Consider the following 18,165-nt stretch of genomic DNA (forward strand, 5'->3'; position numbering starts at 1 on the left):
AGTTCTTCTAAGCCGCTCGGACTGCTTTATTTACTATATATCGACGCATGATATAGTATACTCTGAAAACGAAAGCGCTTTCAATGAATTTCATCATCGACAAGAGTAGCAGTTTGCATGAATTACAAAGTCGGAAACGTTCAAGCATCCGTTAGAGAATGCGAGGGAAAAATCAATATGGAATCGACGAAAACCATCGATGCTTACTCGCGCCGCGTCCTTCGTCAAATCGCTCCGGAAGTCCGCGATACGTTATCCATCATTCAAATGGAAGCCATTGTCCAAGCGATCAAAGAAGTTCATCCGTTAAAAGAACATCTCGTAAATATTCGCGGCGTTCTTCCTTTTTTCCGGATGCGTTATTATTTCGTCTTTCTCATGGGGCGAGACGAGAGAAGGAATTCGAAAACGGACGAAAACGAAGGCCGTTCGCCCCAGTCGTTATCGGCGCTTCTATTGTTCTCGATATTCGCTCTATCCCCTTTGCTTTTGGCGATGATCTTGTTCTACTTCTTGATCGCATAGTGAATTATTACTCAATAGATGGAGGAATCAATGTTTAAAAGCCAGGATTTAGTATGCGACGTGTTGTCCAAACGCCCCGCCGCCTGGGCGGTATTTGAAAGGCATGGCCTATGCGCCGACTGCCGCCAATCCCCGCCGCCTGTCCCCATCAGCCATTTCGTGGAAAAACACTGCGAAGGGCGCATCGACGAATTTTTGGAGGAATTGAACGCGGCGGCGGGGGAGTGAGACCTTTGGGAACGATATTGAAACCAGTAACGCTTCGAGTTATGATGAAAAACATCATTGAGGTATGAAATGAAAATGTTCAATCCACCCCATCCGGGAGAGATTATAAAAAATCTATGCCTGGAACCGCTTGGCTTATCCGTAACCGAAACCGCCAAAGCTCTGGGCGTAAGCCGTAAGACATTATCGAGTCTTCTCAATAGACGCACGGGAATAAGCCCTGAGATGGCAATTCGCCTATCCATGGCGTTTGACGTTACGGCGGAAAGCTGGCTAAATCAACAAGCGCAATACGATCTCTGGAAGGCGGAACAGAGCCGGGGAAAATTGCGAGTCAAGCGTCTATCGGCTGTTTGAAATGTCGATGCGGCGGCATGATTTTTTTCGCTAACGAATCCTTCGAGGATTTTCAATGATTACCGAATTGCATTTGCAGAATTTCAAATCCTGGAAAGATACCGGCCCCATGAAATTCGCTCCCCTCACCGGCTTTTTCGGGACGAATAGTACGGGAAAATCCAGCATCCTGCAAGCGCTTTTGATGATGAAGCAAACGGTGGAATCCTCTGATCGAAGCCGTGTGCTTTATATGGGCGATGAGCGATCGCTGGTGGATCTGGGAACGTACTACGATATTGTTAATGGTCATAACGAAGATGCGTCTTTAGAAATATCAATATCTTGGAATCTATTAGAACCTCTTGATATTTATGATCTCCCAACAGTAAGAAATTCAATTGGCAGTATAAATTCTTTTTCCTTTCATACCTCAATTAAAGAAGAAGCCAAACGACTTCTTTGCGACAGATTCGAATATTCATATGAGTCAAAATTTGGTAGAAAAAAACCAAAACCAATTCTAAGAATAGCTGAACAAAAAGTAGGAATGGAGCGAAAGAGAGAGTCTTCCGATAAAAAAGCAGAATACGAATTTATTTATGAGAATATTGATCCTCTACGATCTTCAGGACGCCCATGGCCACTTCCTTCACCTGTTAAGTTTTATGGTTTTCCTGATGTAGTTTTCGCTTGTTATCAAAATTTAGGTTCATTAGGTAATTTTGTTTTGGAATTTGAGAAATTATTTTCTAAGATTGCTTATTTGGGACCATTACGGGAATACCCAAATAGGATATATGTCTGGGCGGGAAACAATCCAATCGATGTTGGTAAAAAAGGAGAAAATGCTGTTGCGGCGATCCTTTCTTCGCAAACCAAAGACAAATCACGAAGTCAAATCAAAATACATGTTGGTAAATGGCTCAAGAAGATGAATATGATCGATTCGTTTTCTTTACGCCCCATAGCGGCAAACCGGAAAGATTATGAATTGCTTGTCAGAAAAACTCCGAAAAGCCCGGAAGTATTAATAACCGACGTTGGTTTTGGAGTTTCTCAAATTCTTCCCGTTTTAGTGCTTTGCTATTATGCGCCGAAAGGTTCGATAATCCTTTTGGAACAGCCTGAAATTCATCTGCATCCATCCGTCCAGTCGGTTTTGGCCGATGTCTTTATCGATGTGGTCAACAATAGAGGCGTGCAATTGATAATTGAAAGCCACAGCGAACATCTACTGCGGCGGCTGCAACGCCGTATTGCGGAAGAAAAACTAGCATCGGAAGATGCAGCGCTCTACTTCTGTAAAATGGATGAAGATTCATCGAAGATAGAAAAACTGGAAGTCAATCCATACGGAGATATATGCAATTGGCCAAAAGATTTCTTTGGCGATGAAATGGACGATCTCGTGGAAATGACGAAGGCGAAAATGAAGCGTATGCAGCAGGAAGAGCGTCATTCATGAAATACGTAGTGGATACGAATGTGCCGATCGTGGCTAACGGTAGATCGGAACAGGCTTCTTCGGAATGCGTAATCGCTTGCGCGGAAATGATCCAGAAAATAACAAATTCAGGGATGATAGTAATTGATAACCAGTGGCTTATCATAAATGAATATTCGAACAAATTAAATCAAAAAGGTCAGCCCGGCGTTGGAGACGCTTTCCTTAAATGGATTCTTACGAATAATAGAAATCCTTGTCTATGCGAACAGGTGAAAATTACTCCCACAAATTCCCATAAAAACAATTTTAAAGAATTTCCCAACGATCAACGGCTAAAGAAATTCGATCCCAGCGACCGGAAATTCGTCGCCGTGGCGCGCGCTCATAATGAGCATCCCCCTATTCTTCAAGCCGTGGACGCTAAATGGCGGAATTATCGAAAAATCCTTTCCGAGCATGACGTAACCGTTCAATTTCTTTGCCCGCAAGACAACAAAAAAAACTAACACGGCTTCTTATCCGCCCCCCGAGCGTACGACGATGTCGCCTACGCTTTTTAGGCCGTTGGTGGCGTCGAAGGGGACGGCGCGGACGGGATCGCTGGCTCCGGCGCCGATGCCGAAGGTTTTATCTGGGCCGCTGCCCACGAGCGCGAACTCGTCCAGCCCCAAAGGACGCAATCCTAGTTTTTCCGCGATGCCCGGCTTGAGCGCGTTGATGTTGTGATTGTACTCGTTCGTGCCGGATACGCCTCGGTAGGAGGATTCGTAGTCCCCGTAAAGGTACGTCGTTCTCTCGCCGCCGATGGCTTCGAAGAAGGGATCTTCGGGCAGGGCGGCCATATAAGGAATGGGGCTGGTCAAGACGGCGAGTACCGCCCAGTTCGAGCGCGTTTCGCAGTCCGGCCCCATGCCTACCTTGTTAAAAAATTTTTCCAGCCGTTCGCAGCCGAGCGCCGTGTCGTCGTCCCAATAATCAATGGGATAAAAGCCCTTGTCCACATGCAGATTCATAACCGCCGTCGACAGGCTTTTCATATCCGACTGGTTGCGGGCGATCTTGGCGCGAATCTGCGCGTTGAGAAAATTGGGAACCGCAATAGCCGCCAAAACGCCAATAATGGCGACGACGATCAGCAATTCGATGAGAGTGAAAGCGTTCTTTTTCATGCGCGCCTCTTATTGCGTTTAAGGTACGCAGGCGGCGACGCCCGCAGTATGGATACTCCCATTGTTCGAATGAATTCGATTTTGTCAAGAAAAATTTTCATGAAAAGCGAGTTTCGATAGCTCCGGGGGAATATGGGATATAACGATAACTTGATCGTTTTCCGTCAGCGGATCGTCTTTTCCGGGATGATGGTTCGAGCGGGGATTGATGACGGCGATGCGGTCAGGCGTTTGTTTCCCAAGGCCGCTGGAAAAATCTTGATAAGACGCTTTGCGGCGAGCGTGTTCGATCCTGCCCTTCTTATTGCGGTTTTTTATATAGCCGCAGACGATGAGCGGCGCTTCCGATCGAATCGCGCGCCGCGCTAATTGGCGGAAGGTGATTCCCTTCAATTCGATGGGAAGGTGCGGGAGATAGATTTGATTCGTCTTCTCATCCGTGGAAAGAAGATGTTCGAAAATATTTTGGATGCCGGGAGTAATGCAACTTTGGGCGATGATCTTTTCGGAAATTTCGCCCTGGCAGACGATTTCGTCGATTTTAGTAGATTTCAAGTGAATGCGGTTTACGGAAGAGAGCAGTTCGATCACGGTGTGAACTTGGGGATTTTGCCGTTCGATGGCTATAGCGACAAGCGTAGAACGGGCGTCCGCCTGATCTCCCTGCTGGGGATCGGCGAGAATGATGGCGGCGCGGGCGAGGCTGATGTTCGCTTGACGCAGTATGTCCTCTTCCGTGGGGCAGCCTTCGATTACGAAGAAATGTTTTCCGCCGCATGATTCCGGAATCCATTCGGGATGGCTTTCCCACAAACGCATATCCTGAACGAGCAGGACGGCGTCGAGGGGACGATCATGGCTTCCCGCATGCAATTCTTGGACGATTCTTTTCACCTTGTGGCTGCAATTGCAGATAACGACGTGATGTTTCAGCTCCTGGAGAGCCTCTTCCCGCTCCATAAGTCCTCCTCTGCCATCGCGGCGAAAGACGGCAATTCATAGGCTATGATAATCAGGTGATCTTTCGCGTCGAGAATGATTTCCGACGGGGGAAGTTGATCTTGGCAATTAATCGGGTTGATCCAAAAACGAGTGTTGGGTTCTTCGGGGGATGAAAAATCCACTCCTATGACGACAATGGCTTCCTCGTCATGATCCAAAAAATACAATTGCGCTTCTTTGAAAGTTTTACCAACCAGGTGGGAAGGGACGGGGACTGTATAGAACTCGCAGGAGTCGCCGGTGAACGTCATCAGTTCGTTGTAGATTTCCGTAACGCCGGGATGGAGTACGGCCTGCGAGGCCAGGCGTTCGATGTAATGGCGGCTGAGAATGAAGTCGGCCCCCGCCAGATTTTTAGCGTAATGCAGACTCTCGCCGGACAGCAATTCCACTGTCATCGGAATTCCCCGTTTGCGGCTGGCGACCGCTAAGGCGATCATGAGCGTGCGATTGTCGATGGAAACCGTACTTTGCGAAGGATCGCGCATGGAAAGCAATACCACTCGAAGCGCATGATCGATATCCGCCCGCGTCAAAACTTCCTCTTTGACGGGATCGCCAGAGATGGCGAAGACTTTTTTGTAGATCACGGGATCGGGAATTTTCAATTCCTCCGCAATGGGGCTGATGATCAGAAAAAAATATTTCCCGTCCAGGGCGGCGTTCACTTGGCGGATTACATTGTCCAAATTGGAATTTTCTCCCAGAATAACGATATGATGCTTCATGACGCCTTCCGGCGGCTTTATGGCGATCTTTCCCGCACGATGCACTTTACGGACCAGGATCGAAACGATCTCGGCGGTGAGCATCCCCACGACGATAATTCCCGCAATCAGAAAAATGGTTACTTCCACGCGGCCCAAAGTGGAAATCGGTTCTTTGTCTTCGATGCCGGAAATTAGAACGATGAGAATATTCCAATAGGATTTTCCATAATCGCTAAACGGCCCCGCTTCCTCCGTAATAAGACTTTCCGTAAAGAAAAGCAGATGCGCGCCGATGATCCAAATCAATACGCCATAGAAAAATAATCGTCCTAATTGGCGAAGACGGTATTGATAATTGAGGACGCTGAACCAGATGCGGAAAGAGATCATTCCCCGGTAAATCAGAAATCCGTAACGTAGGAATTTCAATAAGCGCAAAAGCCGCAATAGGCGCACAAGCCGCAGCAGCCGCATTCCCCGGAAAGCGCGCAGCAACAGCATCTCTTCACATAGCATAAGCAGAGAAGGAACGATGGCGATCAGGTCGATTAGCGCGTATAAAGTGAAAGGGTAAATCAGCCGGTTCGCCGAAGAATACCACCGCAGAACATATTCCACGATAAAAATAGCCGCAAAAACGAATTCCGTGTACGTAAAGAACGTCAAATGCTCTGGAAAGATATATTCCAAAGGTACGGCGGCGCAGGAAATCAGGATGCAAGCCAGAATGAATAGATCCATGGCAAGGCTGAGGCGCGTGGAATCCCGCCCGCCTTTATAAGGCTCCATTATCTCTCGCAATACTTCGCGAAAAGGCCTTTTAAGATGATTGTTTTCCATATCCTTTGAGCCTCTTGCAAAACTCTATTATTCCTCCCCCAAGCCTGGGGGAGGTTAGGAGGGGATTGTTTTAAGTCTAATAAAATCAACCCCCCTCTAACTCCTCCCAAACTTGGGGGGAGAATTAAAAGCGGATTTTATCAATTTTGCAAGAGCCTCCATTCAAACGCGCGTTTTCTCCACTGCGTTTATTCGCACAAAAGAACGGATGCGCTTAACGATGGAAGGCCATAGGTGAAACCGCCATTCTCCACGGTCAGCGTTTCCGGATCGCCAAGAATGGTTATGCTCTTGCCGTCCAAGGAATTCAAGCCGGATAGATCGAATGCCAACGCCTGCGCCGCTTCGTTAACGATGAAGAAAGCCCATTTTCCTTCGCGTTCCTTCGCCAGAAAGACGATGCCGTTGTCGTCTGAGGCGGAGGATGGATGTTGGATGAATTTTATCCGCGAATTGGCGTCGGGTGCGGAAAGATAAGGCTGAAGATCGCACAGTTCGGAAACCGTTTTCGTCAATTCCAGCCAGAAAATTGAATTTTTATCCACATAATCGCTGCCCCAATAGAGCAAGCCCCGCGCGCCGTTGGCGATGGCGTCATAGGCCATGAATCGCGTTTGGTTGTAAGTCGGACGCGGACGTTTTTTATCGGTGGAGCGGGATTCGTTTAGATCGTCCCAGCCGAAGCCCTGCAATACCATCCACACCGGCTTGCCGGGAATCGACGCCGCCATACGCTGCGTATAGCGTCCCACGCAGGCGAGGTTGCGTTCCGCCAGATCGCTATGTCCGTTGTCCGGCCCGAAGGGAACGGGATAGATGTCGCATCCGGCGATGTCGGCCAATTCGCCAAAGGAAGTCAGATCGGCGATGGAATTGCGCGGGGCGTGGTTGAACCATAACACGTGTTTAGGATCGGCCTGGCGGACAGTTTCGCATCCCGACGCCAGTTGCTGGCGCAAGGGTTCGATCGCCTGCCGCCATTCGCTCAATTTCTCCGGCGATGGGGGCAGTTTGACGAGGGCGCGGATTTGTTCTTCCAACGCATCCGCTTGTTCGTAGCGGGCGCTATTACGATAGCGCCGCCATAAGGCTGCCATTGATTGCAACTTTTCTTTTTCTTCCGCCGATCCGGAAAATTGGGCTAACGCCTCATCCACTTCCTTCCACCGATCAACGGTGCGGTTCCATCGCAGCCACCAGACGTTCCACAACGCTTCGTCCGGCGCTTCCCAAACCGCCAACGCCGGATGGGAGGCGAACGTCTTGACGGCGGCTTCCAGCGCTGTCTTTTCCTGTTCATTGGATACAGCCAGACCGCCTAACGGAATCCAAGCATGAAGCTCATGAGCCTGCGCCCGATCCAGGTCCTCTTTCGCCGCGTTGACGCGAATCAAATTGAATCCCGCTTCGGCGGCCTCTTGGGCGAAAGCGTCGTTCTTGGCTTGTTCGTATAGGCCGAGAATAAAAACACGCTCGCCATTCATCCGCAGCATTCCATCTTTATCGATGGAGGTGGGATGAGCATAAGCGCCGCAGACGCCAAGGAGCAGCAGGGAAAGAACGATCGTAGATTTCATGGGATTTCCTTTCGCGCGAGTCGCAGCTATTATGAAAAATAACGCTCGAAACAAAAAATTATTCCACTTATACCATTCTGAGTTAGGATTGTTGCTTGTAAATTCCCTCGCCCTTTGGGAGAGGGGTAGGGTGAGGGAAATATAAGTCTAACAATATCAACCCTCACCTAACCTCTCCCCATCTTGGGAGAGGAATTTTTAAAACAGCAATATTAATGCACGTTGGTATTATTATTACCATGACGGGGAGTGGAATGCGATGGATGGAAGCAGGGTCTATTCATTATTTTGCGAAAGACGTACAATGGACTTTTTCGGAACCGCCTTCTTCCAGAAACGCAACCGTTAGGAAGGCTGAATGTCATTCAAGAAATCAATGCAGGCAGAGGCTCGCAAGGATATTCAATTTAAGATGTAAAGAAAGATAGAATAACAGGGAAAAGTGAGCTCGGTTTGCGCATTCGGATTCAACGCATATCTACAGGTTGAAAAGGAGTTTTTAATGAGAGTGTTTCTTTGTTCGGTCATTGTATTTCTCGCTGGTTCTTCTTTTGCGGCGCAAGAGAAAACCGATTCGTTCGATTTTGTCGTCAAACCGTATTTGCAGTATTCGACGCAAAACCAAATGACGATTCTCTGGGAAACCACGGCGCCGGCGAAATCTCAGGTTCAATACTACGAAGCCGTTATCCACTCCGTATCCCCGGAATGGATGGAAACTCCGGGACAAGGAACGGAAAGCGAGATGAACGAAATCGCGTTAACCGGTTTGAAGCCGGAAACCAATTATTTCTATCGAACCATATCCACCACGGAAGACGGTCAAAAGCTCGAAAGCGAGCTCTATTCCTTCAAAACCGCCGTTAAAGAAGATTCGGCCTATGCCTTCGCCGTTTTTAGCGATTCGCAAACCAACCCGGAAGTATGGGGGAAAATTGCGGAATTGGCCTGGCGGGAGCGTCCCAACTTCGCCGTTCACGCAGGAGACATTGTGGGGACGGGCGGCAATAAAAGCCAGTGGGTTGATCATTTCTTAAAGCCGGGCCATGTTTTCATGAGCCGGATTCCGATCTTCGCCATCCTGGGAAATCATGAAAACGACGATGCGAATTATTACCGGTATATTTCCAATCCCAAACCGGAATATTATTACTCGTTCCAATATGGGAATGCCCAATTCTTTCTTCTGGATAGTTGCCGCGACGCCGCTCCCGGCGGCGAAATATATCGGTGGCTCGATTCGGCTCTCGCAAGTTCCAAAAGCCGTTGGAAATTCGTCGTTCATCATCATCCCCCTTATTCGTCCGACGAAAACGACTATGGAGATGCGTATAAAGAAAAATCTCTGCTGGCCGATCGTCATGTTCAATCTTTAATTTCTCTCTACGAAAAACATAACGTTGACATGGTCTTCTTCGGGCATATTCACGACTACGAACGAACCTGGCCCCTTCGTCAAAATCGAATCAACCATCAAAACGGGGTGATTTATATCCAGACCGGAGGTTGCGGCGGCGATTTGGAAAACTACGCGCCGACTCGCTCCTGGTTTACGCAAAAGGTTCATCGAGACCATCATTTCTGTCTGATCAATATTCATGACAATCATTTGGAATTCCAAGCCATTGATCGGAATTGGAATTTATTCGATGCGTTTTCGCTGGTTAAATAATGAGTAACTATTTAGCTGTATGAAGTGAAGAAATACTTATTTATTATTTCGCCCTTTCAGGGCTTTAAAACAAGGATTTCTCTTCAATCGGGTAAACTGTTACCCCATTTCATTGTCTCAGTGCGATTCTTTACTTTCATAAGAATATTCTACCGTTCTTTTACCGGTAAACCTGCCGCCGATGGTCGATATCGATGACGAGGACGATAAGCCGGTCGTCGTGAATTTCATAAACGATGCGGTAATCGCCCGAACGAAGCGACCAACGATATTCAATGCCCTTTAACTTTTTTACTCCGCGAGGCCTGGGGTTTTCTGTTAACGATAACAGGAGGATATCGATGCGTTTTTGGATCGTTTTAGGAAGAGAACGCAGATTATGCCGAGCTATTGGTCTAAATTCGATTTTGTACTCGGTCATGAATCTAGTCCCAATTCTTTTCTAATCTCCTCATAAGGTATATTCTCCCCCGGCTCTTTTAGCGCGGCGTCGGCGAGTTGGTTCAATCTTCGATCTTCCAGCTCGTCAAGGTAAGCGTAATCTTCCATCTCCATAACGACGAATTCTTTGCCCTTATATTGAAAAAAGACACGCTCGCCGGTCTCTAAGATTTTTTCGCAATAGGCGGCTAGGTTCTCTTTTTCGACGGCTTGAGTCATGACGTTTTCTCCATTGAATGTCGTTGCGTATATCTTATGGATTTAGTCTAACTTTTTATCGGGCGTATCGTAAAAATTTTCTATCGCCGGTAAACTTGCCGCCGATGATCGATATCGATGACGAGGACGATAAGCCTGTCGTCGTGAATTTCATAAACGATGCGGTAATCTCCCGAACGAAGCGCCCAACGGTTCTCTACACCCTTTAATTTTTTTACGCCGGAAGGACGGGGATTCAGGGCTAAGGATTCTAAAAGTGCGATGATTTTGCTTCGCCGTTCCGGGGATAATTTTTTTATTTCGCGCTGCGGCCGGGATAGGATTTCAATGGTATAAGCCATCGACTTACAATCCAAGTTCTTTTTTGAATTGTTCTAAGGTGATCGTCTCCCCCGGTTCCTGCAGCGCGGCGTCGGCGAGTTGGTTTAACCTTCGGTCTTCCAACTCGTCCAGATAGGCGTAATCCTCCATCTCCATGATGACGAATTCTTTGCCTTTATACTGAAAAAAAACGCGCTCGCCAGTGGCCAGGATTTTTTCGCAATAGGCGGCCAAGTTTTCTTTCTCGGCGGTTTGAGTCATGGGAAACTCTCCATTTAAACATCTCTGCGCTGATCGGCGTTTATGGATATATTCTAACTTTATATCGGGAACATCGCAACGATTTTCTGGCGCCGGAAAACTTGCCGCCGATATTTGAAATACTTATCTGGCGCTGCGTTCAAAAAATCTCCTCATCCCCGGCGGAATGACAAATATGGCCTGTATCGTTTCGGGCGATACAATGCGTAAATCGACGATTCCCCGTTGCGTCAGCCGTTGATCTGCCGTCTCCAGCGAGATCGGCGCACTCTCTTCTTGCGAACAGAGAAGATATCCGATAATCGTTCCGTAGGAGGGGACAAATTGCATATACGGTTCCGCCCGCCGGAACGCTTTCCTAAGCCGACCGGCGATGCGCGCCGAATTTTCCCCGATCAACAACGGCGCTCCGACATGCAGCGCCAAATAGCCTCCCGGCGCTAGTTGCCGCGCCGCCGCTTCGTAAAACTCCTGCGGGAATCCATCCGGTTCCGGTCGCGCGGGATCCGCCGTATCCACGAGAATGGCGTCATAAGGCTCTTGCGTTTCATAAATGAATTTCGCTGCATCTTCTATATGCAGGGTTACCCGGCTATCATCCAGCGATCCCCGATGGATCGGATGCAGCCACTCCCTCGCCGCTTCTATCATGACGGGATCGATCTCCACGATATCGCAGCGTTCCACGCAGGGATGCTTCAAAACCTCCCGCGCCGCGCCGCCGTCGCCGCCGCCGCAGATCAAAACGCGCTTCGGCTGGGGATGGCATAACAATGGAATATGAACCAGCGGCTCGTTGAAATAGAAATCGTCTCCTTCGCTGGTCTGCAATACGCCGTCAAGCGCAAGAAAGCGCCCGAACGCCTTGGTTTCGCCGATGGTGATTTTTTGATAAGGACTTTGGCGTGTGAAGAGAAGGGATTCGATATCGAGATACATGCCATAGGCAGGACGAACTTTTTCAGCATCAATCAAGCGGGGGATCATGGCCGCCTGTTCGGTCAGTTTGCGCTGCGCCAGAAAAATTTCCGCGATGCGTTCGCCCAACGCTAAGGTCCGCGCCTCGTTAATGCGTTGAAAATCGCAGACGCTGATTTCCGCCAATGCTAGCCGCCCGTGCTCCGGCCACGTATGAATTACGACGTGCGATTCCGCCAGGATATACGCCGCCGTAAAACCGCCTTCTGCGAAGCAATAGCTCGTCTCTTTCAGAAACGTTAGCCCCGACGTTTGGATCGCTTCGATCAATAGGGGAGAAAAGAGTTCCGGTTGTTTTAGAATATTCTCGCCGCATCGGCAATCTTGCAAAAGGATGCGCAGATTTGTCCCCGATGGCAGGCGGTGGTTTTCGTTCATTCTAAAAACAGTGGCTAGCGAACAGTAATAATCGAAGCAGGAAGATATTCATTTTTTTTTACGATATTGAATCGCGAAATCACGAAAAAGATCGAATTCCACGAAATGATCGAATCATGGATAGCGCGGATTCTTTTTAATTGCACGAAAAAGATCTTTTTACGGAGCGATTGTTATCGCCAACTGTTTTTCGGGTTTTTCTATTAATTTCGCGCTTTCGAGATTCAAAACGGCGATAATAATAAACCTCTTTTACTTTATTGGATTTATCCTTACCCACAAGTCGAAAGGAAGCTCAAGGGCAGAAACAACCTTGCCCTTGCCACCCCTTATTAGTCTTGATCCTGTCCATCTCACATCGTTAATTTACGTCTCAAACCACGGCCGCCGCCGCATGGGAATGGATGAATTGCGAAATCCGCAAGGCGACCTGACGGGGCAATAGGCCATGCTCTTCGAAAATTTCCGAACGTTCGCCGTGCTCGATCATTTCATCTGGCAATCCCAATCGCAGTAAGGGAAAGCGTTCCATACCCAAATCGTGAAGCGCTTCCGAAACGGCGCTGGAAAAGCCTCCGTTGAGCGTATGATCCTCATAGGCGACGAAATAATGGTGGGTCTTCGCCAAATCCTGGATCATCTCTATGTCCAATGGCTTGGCGTAGCGCATATTGACTACGGTTGGACGGATGCCTTCTTTTTTCAGCAGATCCGCCGCTTCCAGCGCGCGATAGACCATATAGCCGTAAGCCAGAATGGCGACCTCCTTGCCTTCCCGCATTACCTCGCCTTTTCCAATGGGCAGCGGCGCTTCCTCTTCCAACCATTTTACCCCTTCACCAGTGGCGCGGGGATAGCGCACGGCGAAGGGGCCATCGTAGTTCAACGCCGTCCATAACAACGCCGAAAGTTCCTTTTCGTCGGCGGCGGCGGATACCACCATATTCGGCAAAGCGCGCAAATAGGCGATGTCGTACAATCCTTGGTGCGTGGCTCCATCGTCTCCTACGACGCCCCCCCGGTCGAGGGCGAAAATCACCGGCAGATTTTGAATGCAGACGTCGTGATAAATCTGGTCGAATGCGCGCTGCAAAAAGGTGGAATAGATCGCCGCTACCGGACGGATGCCCTCGCAGGCCAATCCCGCCGACAATAACACCGCATGTTGCTCCGCGATGCCCACGTCGAAAAACTGGTTGGGAAATTTCTGCGCCAGCGCCGAAAGCCCCGTTCCCGAGGCCATAGCCGCCGTGATGCCCACGACTTTGGGATTCTTCTCCGCCATCTTGCACATTACTTTACTGAAAACTTGGGTGTACGCCGGTCCCAAGGACTTCTTCATGGCGAAAGTTTTCGGTTCGCCCGTGATCTTATCGAACGGCTTGGCCCCGTGCCACGAGGCCGGATCATTTTCCGCCGGTTCGTAGCCATGCCCTTTTTCCGTGATGACGTGCAACAGGATCGGGCCTTTTAAATCTTTCAAGCTTGTCAGCGTCTCTTCCACCAACTGCAAATCGTGACCGTTGATGGGACCAAAATAACGGAAGCCCAACTCTTCGAAGAAGGCGCCGGGCACGATCAGCGACTTGATGCTTTCCCCCATCTTTTGCAGACGCCGCACCAGCGTTTTGCCGATGCTCTTCTCCAAAAACTTGTCTACGCCCTCCATCGTTTTGTTGTAATAATAACTACTGATGATCCGGTTGAGGTAATGGGAAATCCCTCCTACATTAGGCGAGATCGACATGTAATTGTCGTTGAGAATGACGAGCATATCCTTTTTTAGATGCCCGGCGTGATCCAGACCTTCGTAGGCCACGCCGCCCGTCAATCCCCCGTCTCCGATGATAGCGACGACTTTATAGCTTTCCCCCTTCAAATCCCGCGCCGCCGCCATGCCTAAAGCGGCGGAAACGGACGTGCTGGCATGGCCTGTCCCGAAATGATCGTACCGGCTCTCGCTGCGCCGGGGGAATCCGCTCATGCCCCTATACTGCCGCAAGGTATGAAATTGATCCCGCCGCCCCGTGAGCAATTTATGGGCGTAGGATTGATGACCCACATCCCATACGAATTTGTCTTTAGGGCAATCGAATACGCGATGCAGAGCGATAATAAGCTCTACCGCGCCCAGGCAGGGCGCCAAGTGCCCCCCGCGCTCGCTGACGACGTCGATGATGCTTTGCCGCAAATCTTTCGCCAGAATTTCCAACTCGGCGAAACTCAAATCGCGCAGATCTTCTGGGCAGGATATTTTTTCTAAGACCATAACCTCTTACCGTTCTCTTTCTCGAAAAATCAATATCGATCCGCAGGGATGGCGAATCGATTTCTATCAACTTAAAAATAACGGAGCCTCTTGCATAATTCTTTTATTCCTCCCCCATGCTTGGGGGGAGGTTAGGAGGGGGTTGACGTAAGTCCGTTAAAATCAACCCCCCTCTAACTCCCCCCAAGTTTGGGGGGAGAATTTAAAGATGGATTTCAATAATTTTGCATGAGCCTCAACGATTAGCGGTTTTTAAGGCTAAATAATGTAAGTACATCGGCGCTGGGGGATCAGGCGTTTCTTTCCAGCAGCCATTCCGTCATCTGAATCAGAAATTCCGCCCGGTCTCCTTCCGCTTGCATTAACGACAAGATTTCATTCCGCAGCCGATAGGCTCGCTCGCGGGATTTTTCCAGCCCGATTAAGGCGGGGTAGGTCAATTTATGCGACGCTTCGTCGCTTCCGGCTGGTTTTCCCATCACTTGGGTATCGCCCACTACGTCTAAAATATCATCGACAACCTGAAAAATCAAACCAAGTTTATACCCCGCCTCTTCCAGCAGAGCGTAATCGCGCTCGTTTCCGCAGGCCATACGGGCGCCCATCAACAAACCCGCCCGGATCAACTTCGCCGTCTTGTGTAGGTGGATATACTCCAATACTTCTTCCGTCCCCGGTTTGTTTTCGTATTCCAGGTCCAGCACTTGCCCCGCCACCATGCCCGGATAGCCGCAGGCGACGGCCAATTCCCGTATGGCGTGGAAGCAAGGCAAAGCCCATCGCTCCGAAGCGCTGGAAATCATCTGAAATCCCAATGTATGGAGCGCGTCCGCCGACAACACCGCCAAGGCTTCCCCATAAATTTTATGCGACGTAGGCCGCCCCCGGCGCAGGTCGTCGTCGTCCATGCAGGGCAGATCGTCATGGATCAAGGAATAAGTATGCACCACTTCAATGGCGCATGCCGTTCTCATAACGGCCTCTCGCAGATCGTCGTCGACGCCCTCCCAACTCTTCCCGGCGAGAGCTTCACGCCACCCGACGCCCCGGCAAAAATCCAATCCCATCAACACCAGAATCGGACGGATTCTCTTTCCCCCCGCTTCCAGGGGATACCGCATCGCTTCGTTCAACTTGGCGGCCATGCCATCCGGCTGCGGCAGCAAAGACCACAAAAAGGCCTCTACTTCCTTCCGCCGGAGAGTCATGTATTCCATAAAGGCTGTTCGCTTATCCATCGATGTTGATTGCTCTGTTGTTTTCATATCCCGGTCGATTGTTTTTCATTCCTGCGGCGTAAGAGGAATCGTTGCCTTCAGTTTTTATAACCATTGCGGATCAGGGCGCCCCTATGATTATCTTTCAAGGGCAAAAACAACTTTGCCCTTGCCGCCCTTTCAAATTGGCTCGAATGGGCAGTTATTATTCTTCCTCCGCAGCGGATTCCGTCCAATTTTCCTCTTTGCCATTGACCAACTGCGACACGCGCAACTCCGCCTGGTCCAACCGCTCGGCGCATTTTTTGAGGATTGCCATGCCTTCCGCGAAGTTTTTTTCCATTTCGTCAAGCGAGAGGCCGCCCGCGTCGAACTGGGCTAGGATTTCTTCCAGACGTTCCATCCCCTTCTCGAAAACGAAAGCGTTTTTCACCATTATGAAGCGGGCCTCACTTCGGTAACCTGGGATGCGAACGATCCGTCCGCTAAAAAGACATCTATGCGATCGCGCGGCGCCGTCTGCGCAATGCGCCGGATGATGTTCCCATCTTCGCCCCGGCAGATGGCGTAGCCTCTCGCCAAGTTGCGCCGGGGATCGTAGCTGCGCAAGAGATGCTCGCATCGCCGCAAGTCGTTTTTTCTCTCGGCGACAGCTCGGCGCATGGCGTCTGCAATCCGCCGCCCTTTCTCGTGCTGTGCGGCCGCCGCTTGAATCCAATGTTCCCGCATTCGCAACGTTAGCATCGATTGTATGTCATCCAGACGCTGCCGCCGCATAGCGATCGCCGCTATAGGATGATAGCGCTTAAGCGCCCGATGGGTAAGTTCTATCCGTTCGCGCAGCCGCTCCACAACCGGCGGCAATGTTCGTAAAAACCGTTCTTTATCGGCGTATAATTCCCCCCGCCGCCGTTCGAAAATCTCCCGGATCGCCGAAGCCGCTCCCGTCGGCGTGGAGGCTCTCGCGTCGGCGGCGAAATCGGCGATCGTAAAATCGATCTCGTGCCCCACGCCGGTCAATATGGGAATCCGCGACGTAAAGATAGCGCGAGCGACGGCCTCTTCGTTAAACGCCCATAAATCTTCTAAACTGCCGCCGCCCCGGCATAATACGATGAGATCGAAATTCTCCCGCCGGTTGATTTCGGCGATCGCCTTCGAAATTTCTCCCGCCGCTTTCTCCCCTTGCACTAATACGGGGCAAATCATAACCTTAGCCGGACAGCCGCCTTCGCGCAGCGTCTTCACGAAATCCCGCAGCGCCGCCCCGCCCGGAGAAGTAACCACGGCGATATTTTCCGGCCAATAGGGCAGGGGACGTTTGCGCGCCGAGTCGAACAGCCCTTCTTCCGCCAGTTTCCGCTTTAAGGCCTCGAAGCGCAGCTGCAACGCTCCGGCGCCCGCCAACCGCAGGGACGATACCACTAATTGATACTGTCCGCGCGGCGGATATAACCCGATTTTGCCCCCGGCGATAACTTCCGCGCCGTCCCGCAATTCCATTCCCCCCCAGCGCATCGCTGTTTGCCGCCACGCCACGCACTCCAGCGCGGCGTTTTCGTCCTTCATGCGGAAATAGACGTGTCCCGACGGCGCTTTCTTGAAATTGGAAATTTCTCCCCGTACTTCCACCCAATCGTAGCGCTCCTCCAGGCAAAGCCGGATTTCTTCCGTCAATTCCGAAACCGTATAGGGCAAGCGAATCGATTCAAGTTCCATCATTCTTCGCCGTTATCCGTCACGTCGGCGCCGCAGACCGTTACCCGCTCGATGGAGGAGGCTTTGCCGCTGGCTTCATCCACTTGCATCATGACGGCGCATATTTTTACGTTTTGCTTCGCTACCTGGTGATGCCGCCGGATGCCGGTGATGAATTGATTGGTAGTGGATTCGATCTCCATCCCGATGACGGAATCGTAAGGCCCCGTCATGCCCACGTCGCAAATAAACGCCGCGCCTTGCGGCAGAATCCGTTCGTCGGCGGTGGGAATATGAGTATGCGTGCCGATCACGGCGCTGACCCGACCGTCCAGATACCAACCCATCGCCACCTTCTCCGATGTCGCCTCGCCATGAAAGTCGATCACGATGGGACGGCGTCCGCCGATCTCTTTCAACATAGCGTCCGCCGTCCGGAAAGGACAATCGGCGTTGCCCATATACAATCTTCCGCAGAGTTGGCCGACGACGACAGGAACTCCATTTCTCGTCTCCACGGTTACAAAACCCTTGCCTGGAACGCTCGGCGGATAATTATAGGGACGCACAATGTTGCGGTTGTCATCGATGAAATTGAAGATGTCCTTGTTGTCCCAGGTGTGATTTCCCATCGTTAGAACGTCTACGCCGTAAGAAAATAACTCTTGCGCGATCTTGTAATTCAATCCCTTGCCCCCCGCCGCGTTCTCCGCATTGGCGATGCAAAGGCCGACGTTATATTGCAGCATCAATTGATTCAGTTTGGATTTCAGAATCATTCTTCCGGGACGCCCCATGATATCGCCCACGAAGAGTATTTTTATCATGAAAAATTCTTTCTAAAGCGTCCGCTAAAAATTGAGACTGGGAGACT

20 protein-coding genes are annotated in these 18,165 nt (G+C 50.2%); 6 read left to right on the forward strand and 14 right to left on the reverse strand.

The features are described 5' to 3' along the window. The first annotated feature begins 177 nt into the window (after positions 1 to 177). From AB1656_12145 to AB1656_12165, 5 genes are all read left to right on the forward strand, one after another. Positions 178 to 525: a hypothetical protein gene (locus AB1656_12145; GenBank protein MEW6236129.1), complete on the forward strand. Its 348-nt coding sequence runs from the start codon at positions 178 to 180 to the stop codon at positions 523 to 525. A 30-nt stretch (positions 526 to 555) separates the two neighbouring features. After that, positions 556 to 753, forward strand: a complete 198-nt coding sequence (locus AB1656_12150; GenBank protein MEW6236130.1) for a hypothetical protein — start codon at positions 556 to 558, stop codon at positions 751 to 753. A 69-nt stretch (positions 754 to 822) separates the two neighbouring features. Further along, the gene (locus tag AB1656_12155; GenBank protein ID MEW6236131.1) at positions 823 to 1,110 is read left to right on the forward strand and encodes a HigA family addiction module antitoxin; all 288 of its coding nucleotides are present in this window, start codon (positions 823 to 825) and stop codon (positions 1,108 to 1,110) included. Positions 1,111 to 1,165: 55 nt separating this feature from the next. Continuing rightward, positions 1,166 to 2,557, forward strand: a complete 1,392-nt coding sequence (locus AB1656_12160; protein ID MEW6236132.1) for a DUF3696 domain-containing protein — start codon at positions 1,166 to 1,168, stop codon at positions 2,555 to 2,557. Continuing rightward, entirely contained in the window at positions 2,554 to 3,045 is a 492-nt protein-coding gene (locus AB1656_12165; GenBank protein MEW6236133.1) for a hypothetical protein, read from the forward strand. The genes AB1656_12160 and AB1656_12165 overlap by 4 nt, the downstream gene beginning before the upstream one ends. Before the next feature lie 9 nt (positions 3,046 to 3,054). Here the strand turns inward: AB1656_12165 and AB1656_12170 are convergent, their stop codons facing one another. From AB1656_12170 to AB1656_12185, 4 genes are all read right to left on the reverse strand, one after another. After that, positions 3,055 to 3,708 (reverse strand): prepilin-type N-terminal cleavage/methylation domain-containing protein, encoded by a 654-nt coding sequence (locus tag AB1656_12170; protein MEW6236134.1) that lies wholly within the window; start codon positions 3,706 to 3,708, stop codon positions 3,055 to 3,057. 84 nt (positions 3,709 to 3,792) lie between these two features. Then, positions 3,793 to 4,668: an NAD-binding protein gene (locus tag AB1656_12175; GenBank protein MEW6236135.1), complete on the reverse strand. Its 876-nt coding sequence runs from the start codon at positions 4,666 to 4,668 to the stop codon at positions 3,793 to 3,795. Continuing rightward, positions 4,638 to 6,209: an ion transporter gene (locus tag AB1656_12180; GenBank protein ID MEW6236136.1), complete on the reverse strand. Its 1,572-nt coding sequence runs from the start codon at positions 6,207 to 6,209 to the stop codon at positions 4,638 to 4,640. The genes AB1656_12175 and AB1656_12180 overlap by 31 nt, the downstream gene beginning before the upstream one ends. 239 nt (positions 6,210 to 6,448) lie before the next feature. Continuing rightward, positions 6,449 to 7,837: a hypothetical protein gene (locus AB1656_12185; protein ID MEW6236137.1), complete on the reverse strand. Its 1,389-nt coding sequence runs from the start codon at positions 7,835 to 7,837 to the stop codon at positions 6,449 to 6,451. 502 nt (positions 7,838 to 8,339) lie between these two features. Here AB1656_12185 and AB1656_12190 point away from each other — a divergent pair. Next, positions 8,340 to 9,509 carry a metallophosphoesterase family protein gene (locus tag AB1656_12190; protein ID MEW6236138.1) on the forward strand — a complete coding sequence of 390 codons (1,170 nt, stop codon included), beginning with the start codon at positions 8,340 to 8,342 and terminating at the stop codon, positions 9,507 to 9,509. Positions 9,510 to 9,669: 160 nt separating this feature from the next. Here the strand turns inward: AB1656_12190 and AB1656_12195 are convergent, their stop codons facing one another. The 10 genes from AB1656_12195 to AB1656_12240 all read right to left on the reverse strand — a co-directional run bounded on the left by AB1656_12195 (position 9,670) and on the right by AB1656_12240 (position 18,118). Beyond that, positions 9,670 to 9,930, reverse strand: coding sequence for a type II toxin-antitoxin system RelE/ParE family toxin (locus AB1656_12195; GenBank protein MEW6236139.1), 261 nt, complete (start codon positions 9,928 to 9,930; stop codon positions 9,670 to 9,672). Next, positions 9,927 to 10,169 (reverse strand): hypothetical protein, encoded by a 243-nt coding sequence (locus AB1656_12200; protein ID MEW6236140.1) that lies wholly within the window; start codon positions 10,167 to 10,169, stop codon positions 9,927 to 9,929. The genes AB1656_12195 and AB1656_12200 overlap by 4 nt, the downstream gene beginning before the upstream one ends. An 80-nt stretch (positions 10,170 to 10,249) precedes the next feature. Then, entirely contained in the window at positions 10,250 to 10,510 is a 261-nt protein-coding gene (locus AB1656_12205; GenBank protein MEW6236141.1) for a type II toxin-antitoxin system RelE/ParE family toxin, read from the reverse strand. Positions 10,511 to 10,514: 4 nt separating this feature from the next. Then, positions 10,515 to 10,751: a hypothetical protein gene (locus AB1656_12210; protein ID MEW6236142.1), complete on the reverse strand. Its 237-nt coding sequence runs from the start codon at positions 10,749 to 10,751 to the stop codon at positions 10,515 to 10,517. 123 nt (positions 10,752 to 10,874) lie between these two features. Beyond that, entirely contained in the window at positions 10,875 to 12,107 is a 1,233-nt protein-coding gene (gene speE / locus AB1656_12215; protein ID MEW6236143.1) for a polyamine aminopropyltransferase, read from the reverse strand. 373 nt (positions 12,108 to 12,480) lie between these two features. Continuing rightward, positions 12,481 to 14,376, reverse strand: a complete 1,896-nt coding sequence (gene dxs, locus AB1656_12220) for a 1-deoxy-D-xylulose-5-phosphate synthase (GenBank protein MEW6236144.1) — start codon at positions 14,374 to 14,376, stop codon at positions 12,481 to 12,483. Between the two features lie 290 nt (positions 14,377 to 14,666). Next, the gene (locus AB1656_12225; GenBank protein MEW6236145.1) at positions 14,667 to 15,593 is read right to left on the reverse strand and encodes a polyprenyl synthetase family protein; all 927 of its coding nucleotides are present in this window, start codon (positions 15,591 to 15,593) and stop codon (positions 14,667 to 14,669) included. 205 nt (positions 15,594 to 15,798) lie between these two features. Beyond that, positions 15,799 to 16,029: an exodeoxyribonuclease VII small subunit gene (gene xseB, locus AB1656_12230; protein MEW6236146.1), complete on the reverse strand. Its 231-nt coding sequence runs from the start codon at positions 16,027 to 16,029 to the stop codon at positions 15,799 to 15,801. Beyond that, positions 16,029 to 17,315 (reverse strand): exodeoxyribonuclease VII large subunit, encoded by a 1,287-nt coding sequence (xseA, locus tag AB1656_12235; GenBank protein ID MEW6236147.1) that lies wholly within the window; start codon positions 17,313 to 17,315, stop codon positions 16,029 to 16,031. The genes xseB and xseA overlap by 1 nt, the downstream gene beginning before the upstream one ends. Then, positions 17,312 to 18,118: a TIGR00282 family metallophosphoesterase gene (locus AB1656_12240; protein ID MEW6236148.1), complete on the reverse strand. Its 807-nt coding sequence runs from the start codon at positions 18,116 to 18,118 to the stop codon at positions 17,312 to 17,314. Before AB1656_12240 ends, xseA begins: the two co-directional genes overlap by 4 nt. Positions 18,119 to 18,165 lie beyond the last annotated feature (47 nt).

The organism is Candidatus Omnitrophota bacterium, assembly GCA_040755155.1.
Classification (GTDB): Bacteria; Hinthialibacterota; Hinthialibacteria; order Hinthialibacterales; family Hinthialibacteraceae; genus JBFMBP01.

What these genes read in the sequence shown, in the direction of transcription:
- AB1656_12165 (MEW6236133.1), top strand. Translation starts at nt 2,554, where the DNA reads ATGAAATACGTAGTGGATACGAATGTGCCGATCGTGGCTAACGGTAGA.
- AB1656_12225 (MEW6236145.1), bottom strand. Translation starts at nt 15,593, where the DNA reads ATGGAATACATGACTCTCCGGCGGAAGGAAGTAGAGGCCTTTTTGTGG.
- AB1656_12210 (MEW6236142.1), bottom strand. Translation starts at nt 10,751, where the DNA reads ATGACTCAAACCGCCGAGAAAGAAAACTTGGCCGCCTATTGCGAAAAA.
- xseB (MEW6236146.1), bottom strand. Translation starts at nt 16,029, where the DNA reads ATGGTGAAAAACGCTTTCGTTTTCGAGAAGGGGATGGAACGTCTGGAA.
- dxs (MEW6236144.1), bottom strand. Translation starts at nt 14,376, where the DNA reads ATGGTCTTAGAAAAAATATCCTGCCCAGAAGATCTGCGCGATTTGAGT.
- AB1656_12240 (MEW6236148.1), bottom strand. Translation starts at nt 18,118, where the DNA reads ATGATAAAAATACTCTTCGTGGGCGATATCATGGGGCGTCCCGGAAGA.
- AB1656_12180 (MEW6236136.1), bottom strand. Translation starts at nt 6,209, where the DNA reads ATGGAGCCTTATAAAGGCGGGCGGGATTCCACGCGCCTCAGCCTTGCC.
- AB1656_12195 (MEW6236139.1), bottom strand. Translation starts at nt 9,930, where the DNA reads ATGACCGAGTACAAAATCGAATTTAGACCAATAGCTCGGCATAATCTG.
- AB1656_12185 (MEW6236137.1), bottom strand. Translation starts at nt 7,837, where the DNA reads ATGAAATCTACGATCGTTCTTTCCCTGCTGCTCCTTGGCGTCTGCGGC.
- AB1656_12160 (MEW6236132.1), top strand. Translation starts at nt 1,166, where the DNA reads ATGATTACCGAATTGCATTTGCAGAATTTCAAATCCTGGAAAGATACC.
- AB1656_12205 (MEW6236141.1), bottom strand. Translation starts at nt 10,510, where the DNA reads ATGGCTTATACCATTGAAATCCTATCCCGGCCGCAGCGCGAAATAAAA.
- xseA (MEW6236147.1), bottom strand. Translation starts at nt 17,315, where the DNA reads ATGATGGAACTTGAATCGATTCGCTTGCCCTATACGGTTTCGGAATTG.
- AB1656_12190 (MEW6236138.1), top strand. Translation starts at nt 8,340, where the DNA reads ATGAGAGTGTTTCTTTGTTCGGTCATTGTATTTCTCGCTGGTTCTTCT.
- AB1656_12200 (MEW6236140.1), bottom strand. Translation starts at nt 10,169, where the DNA reads ATGACTCAAGCCGTCGAAAAAGAGAACCTAGCCGCCTATTGCGAAAAA.
- AB1656_12155 (MEW6236131.1), top strand. Translation starts at nt 823, where the DNA reads ATGAAAATGTTCAATCCACCCCATCCGGGAGAGATTATAAAAAATCTA.
- AB1656_12150 (MEW6236130.1), top strand. Translation starts at nt 556, where the DNA reads ATGTTTAAAAGCCAGGATTTAGTATGCGACGTGTTGTCCAAACGCCCC.
- speE (MEW6236143.1), bottom strand. Translation starts at nt 12,107, where the DNA reads ATGAACGAAAACCACCGCCTGCCATCGGGGACAAATCTGCGCATCCTT.
- AB1656_12170 (MEW6236134.1), bottom strand. Translation starts at nt 3,708, where the DNA reads ATGAAAAAGAACGCTTTCACTCTCATCGAATTGCTGATCGTCGTCGCC.
- AB1656_12145 (MEW6236129.1), top strand. Translation starts at nt 178, where the DNA reads ATGGAATCGACGAAAACCATCGATGCTTACTCGCGCCGCGTCCTTCGT.
- AB1656_12175 (MEW6236135.1), bottom strand. Translation starts at nt 4,668, where the DNA reads ATGGAGCGGGAAGAGGCTCTCCAGGAGCTGAAACATCACGTCGTTATC.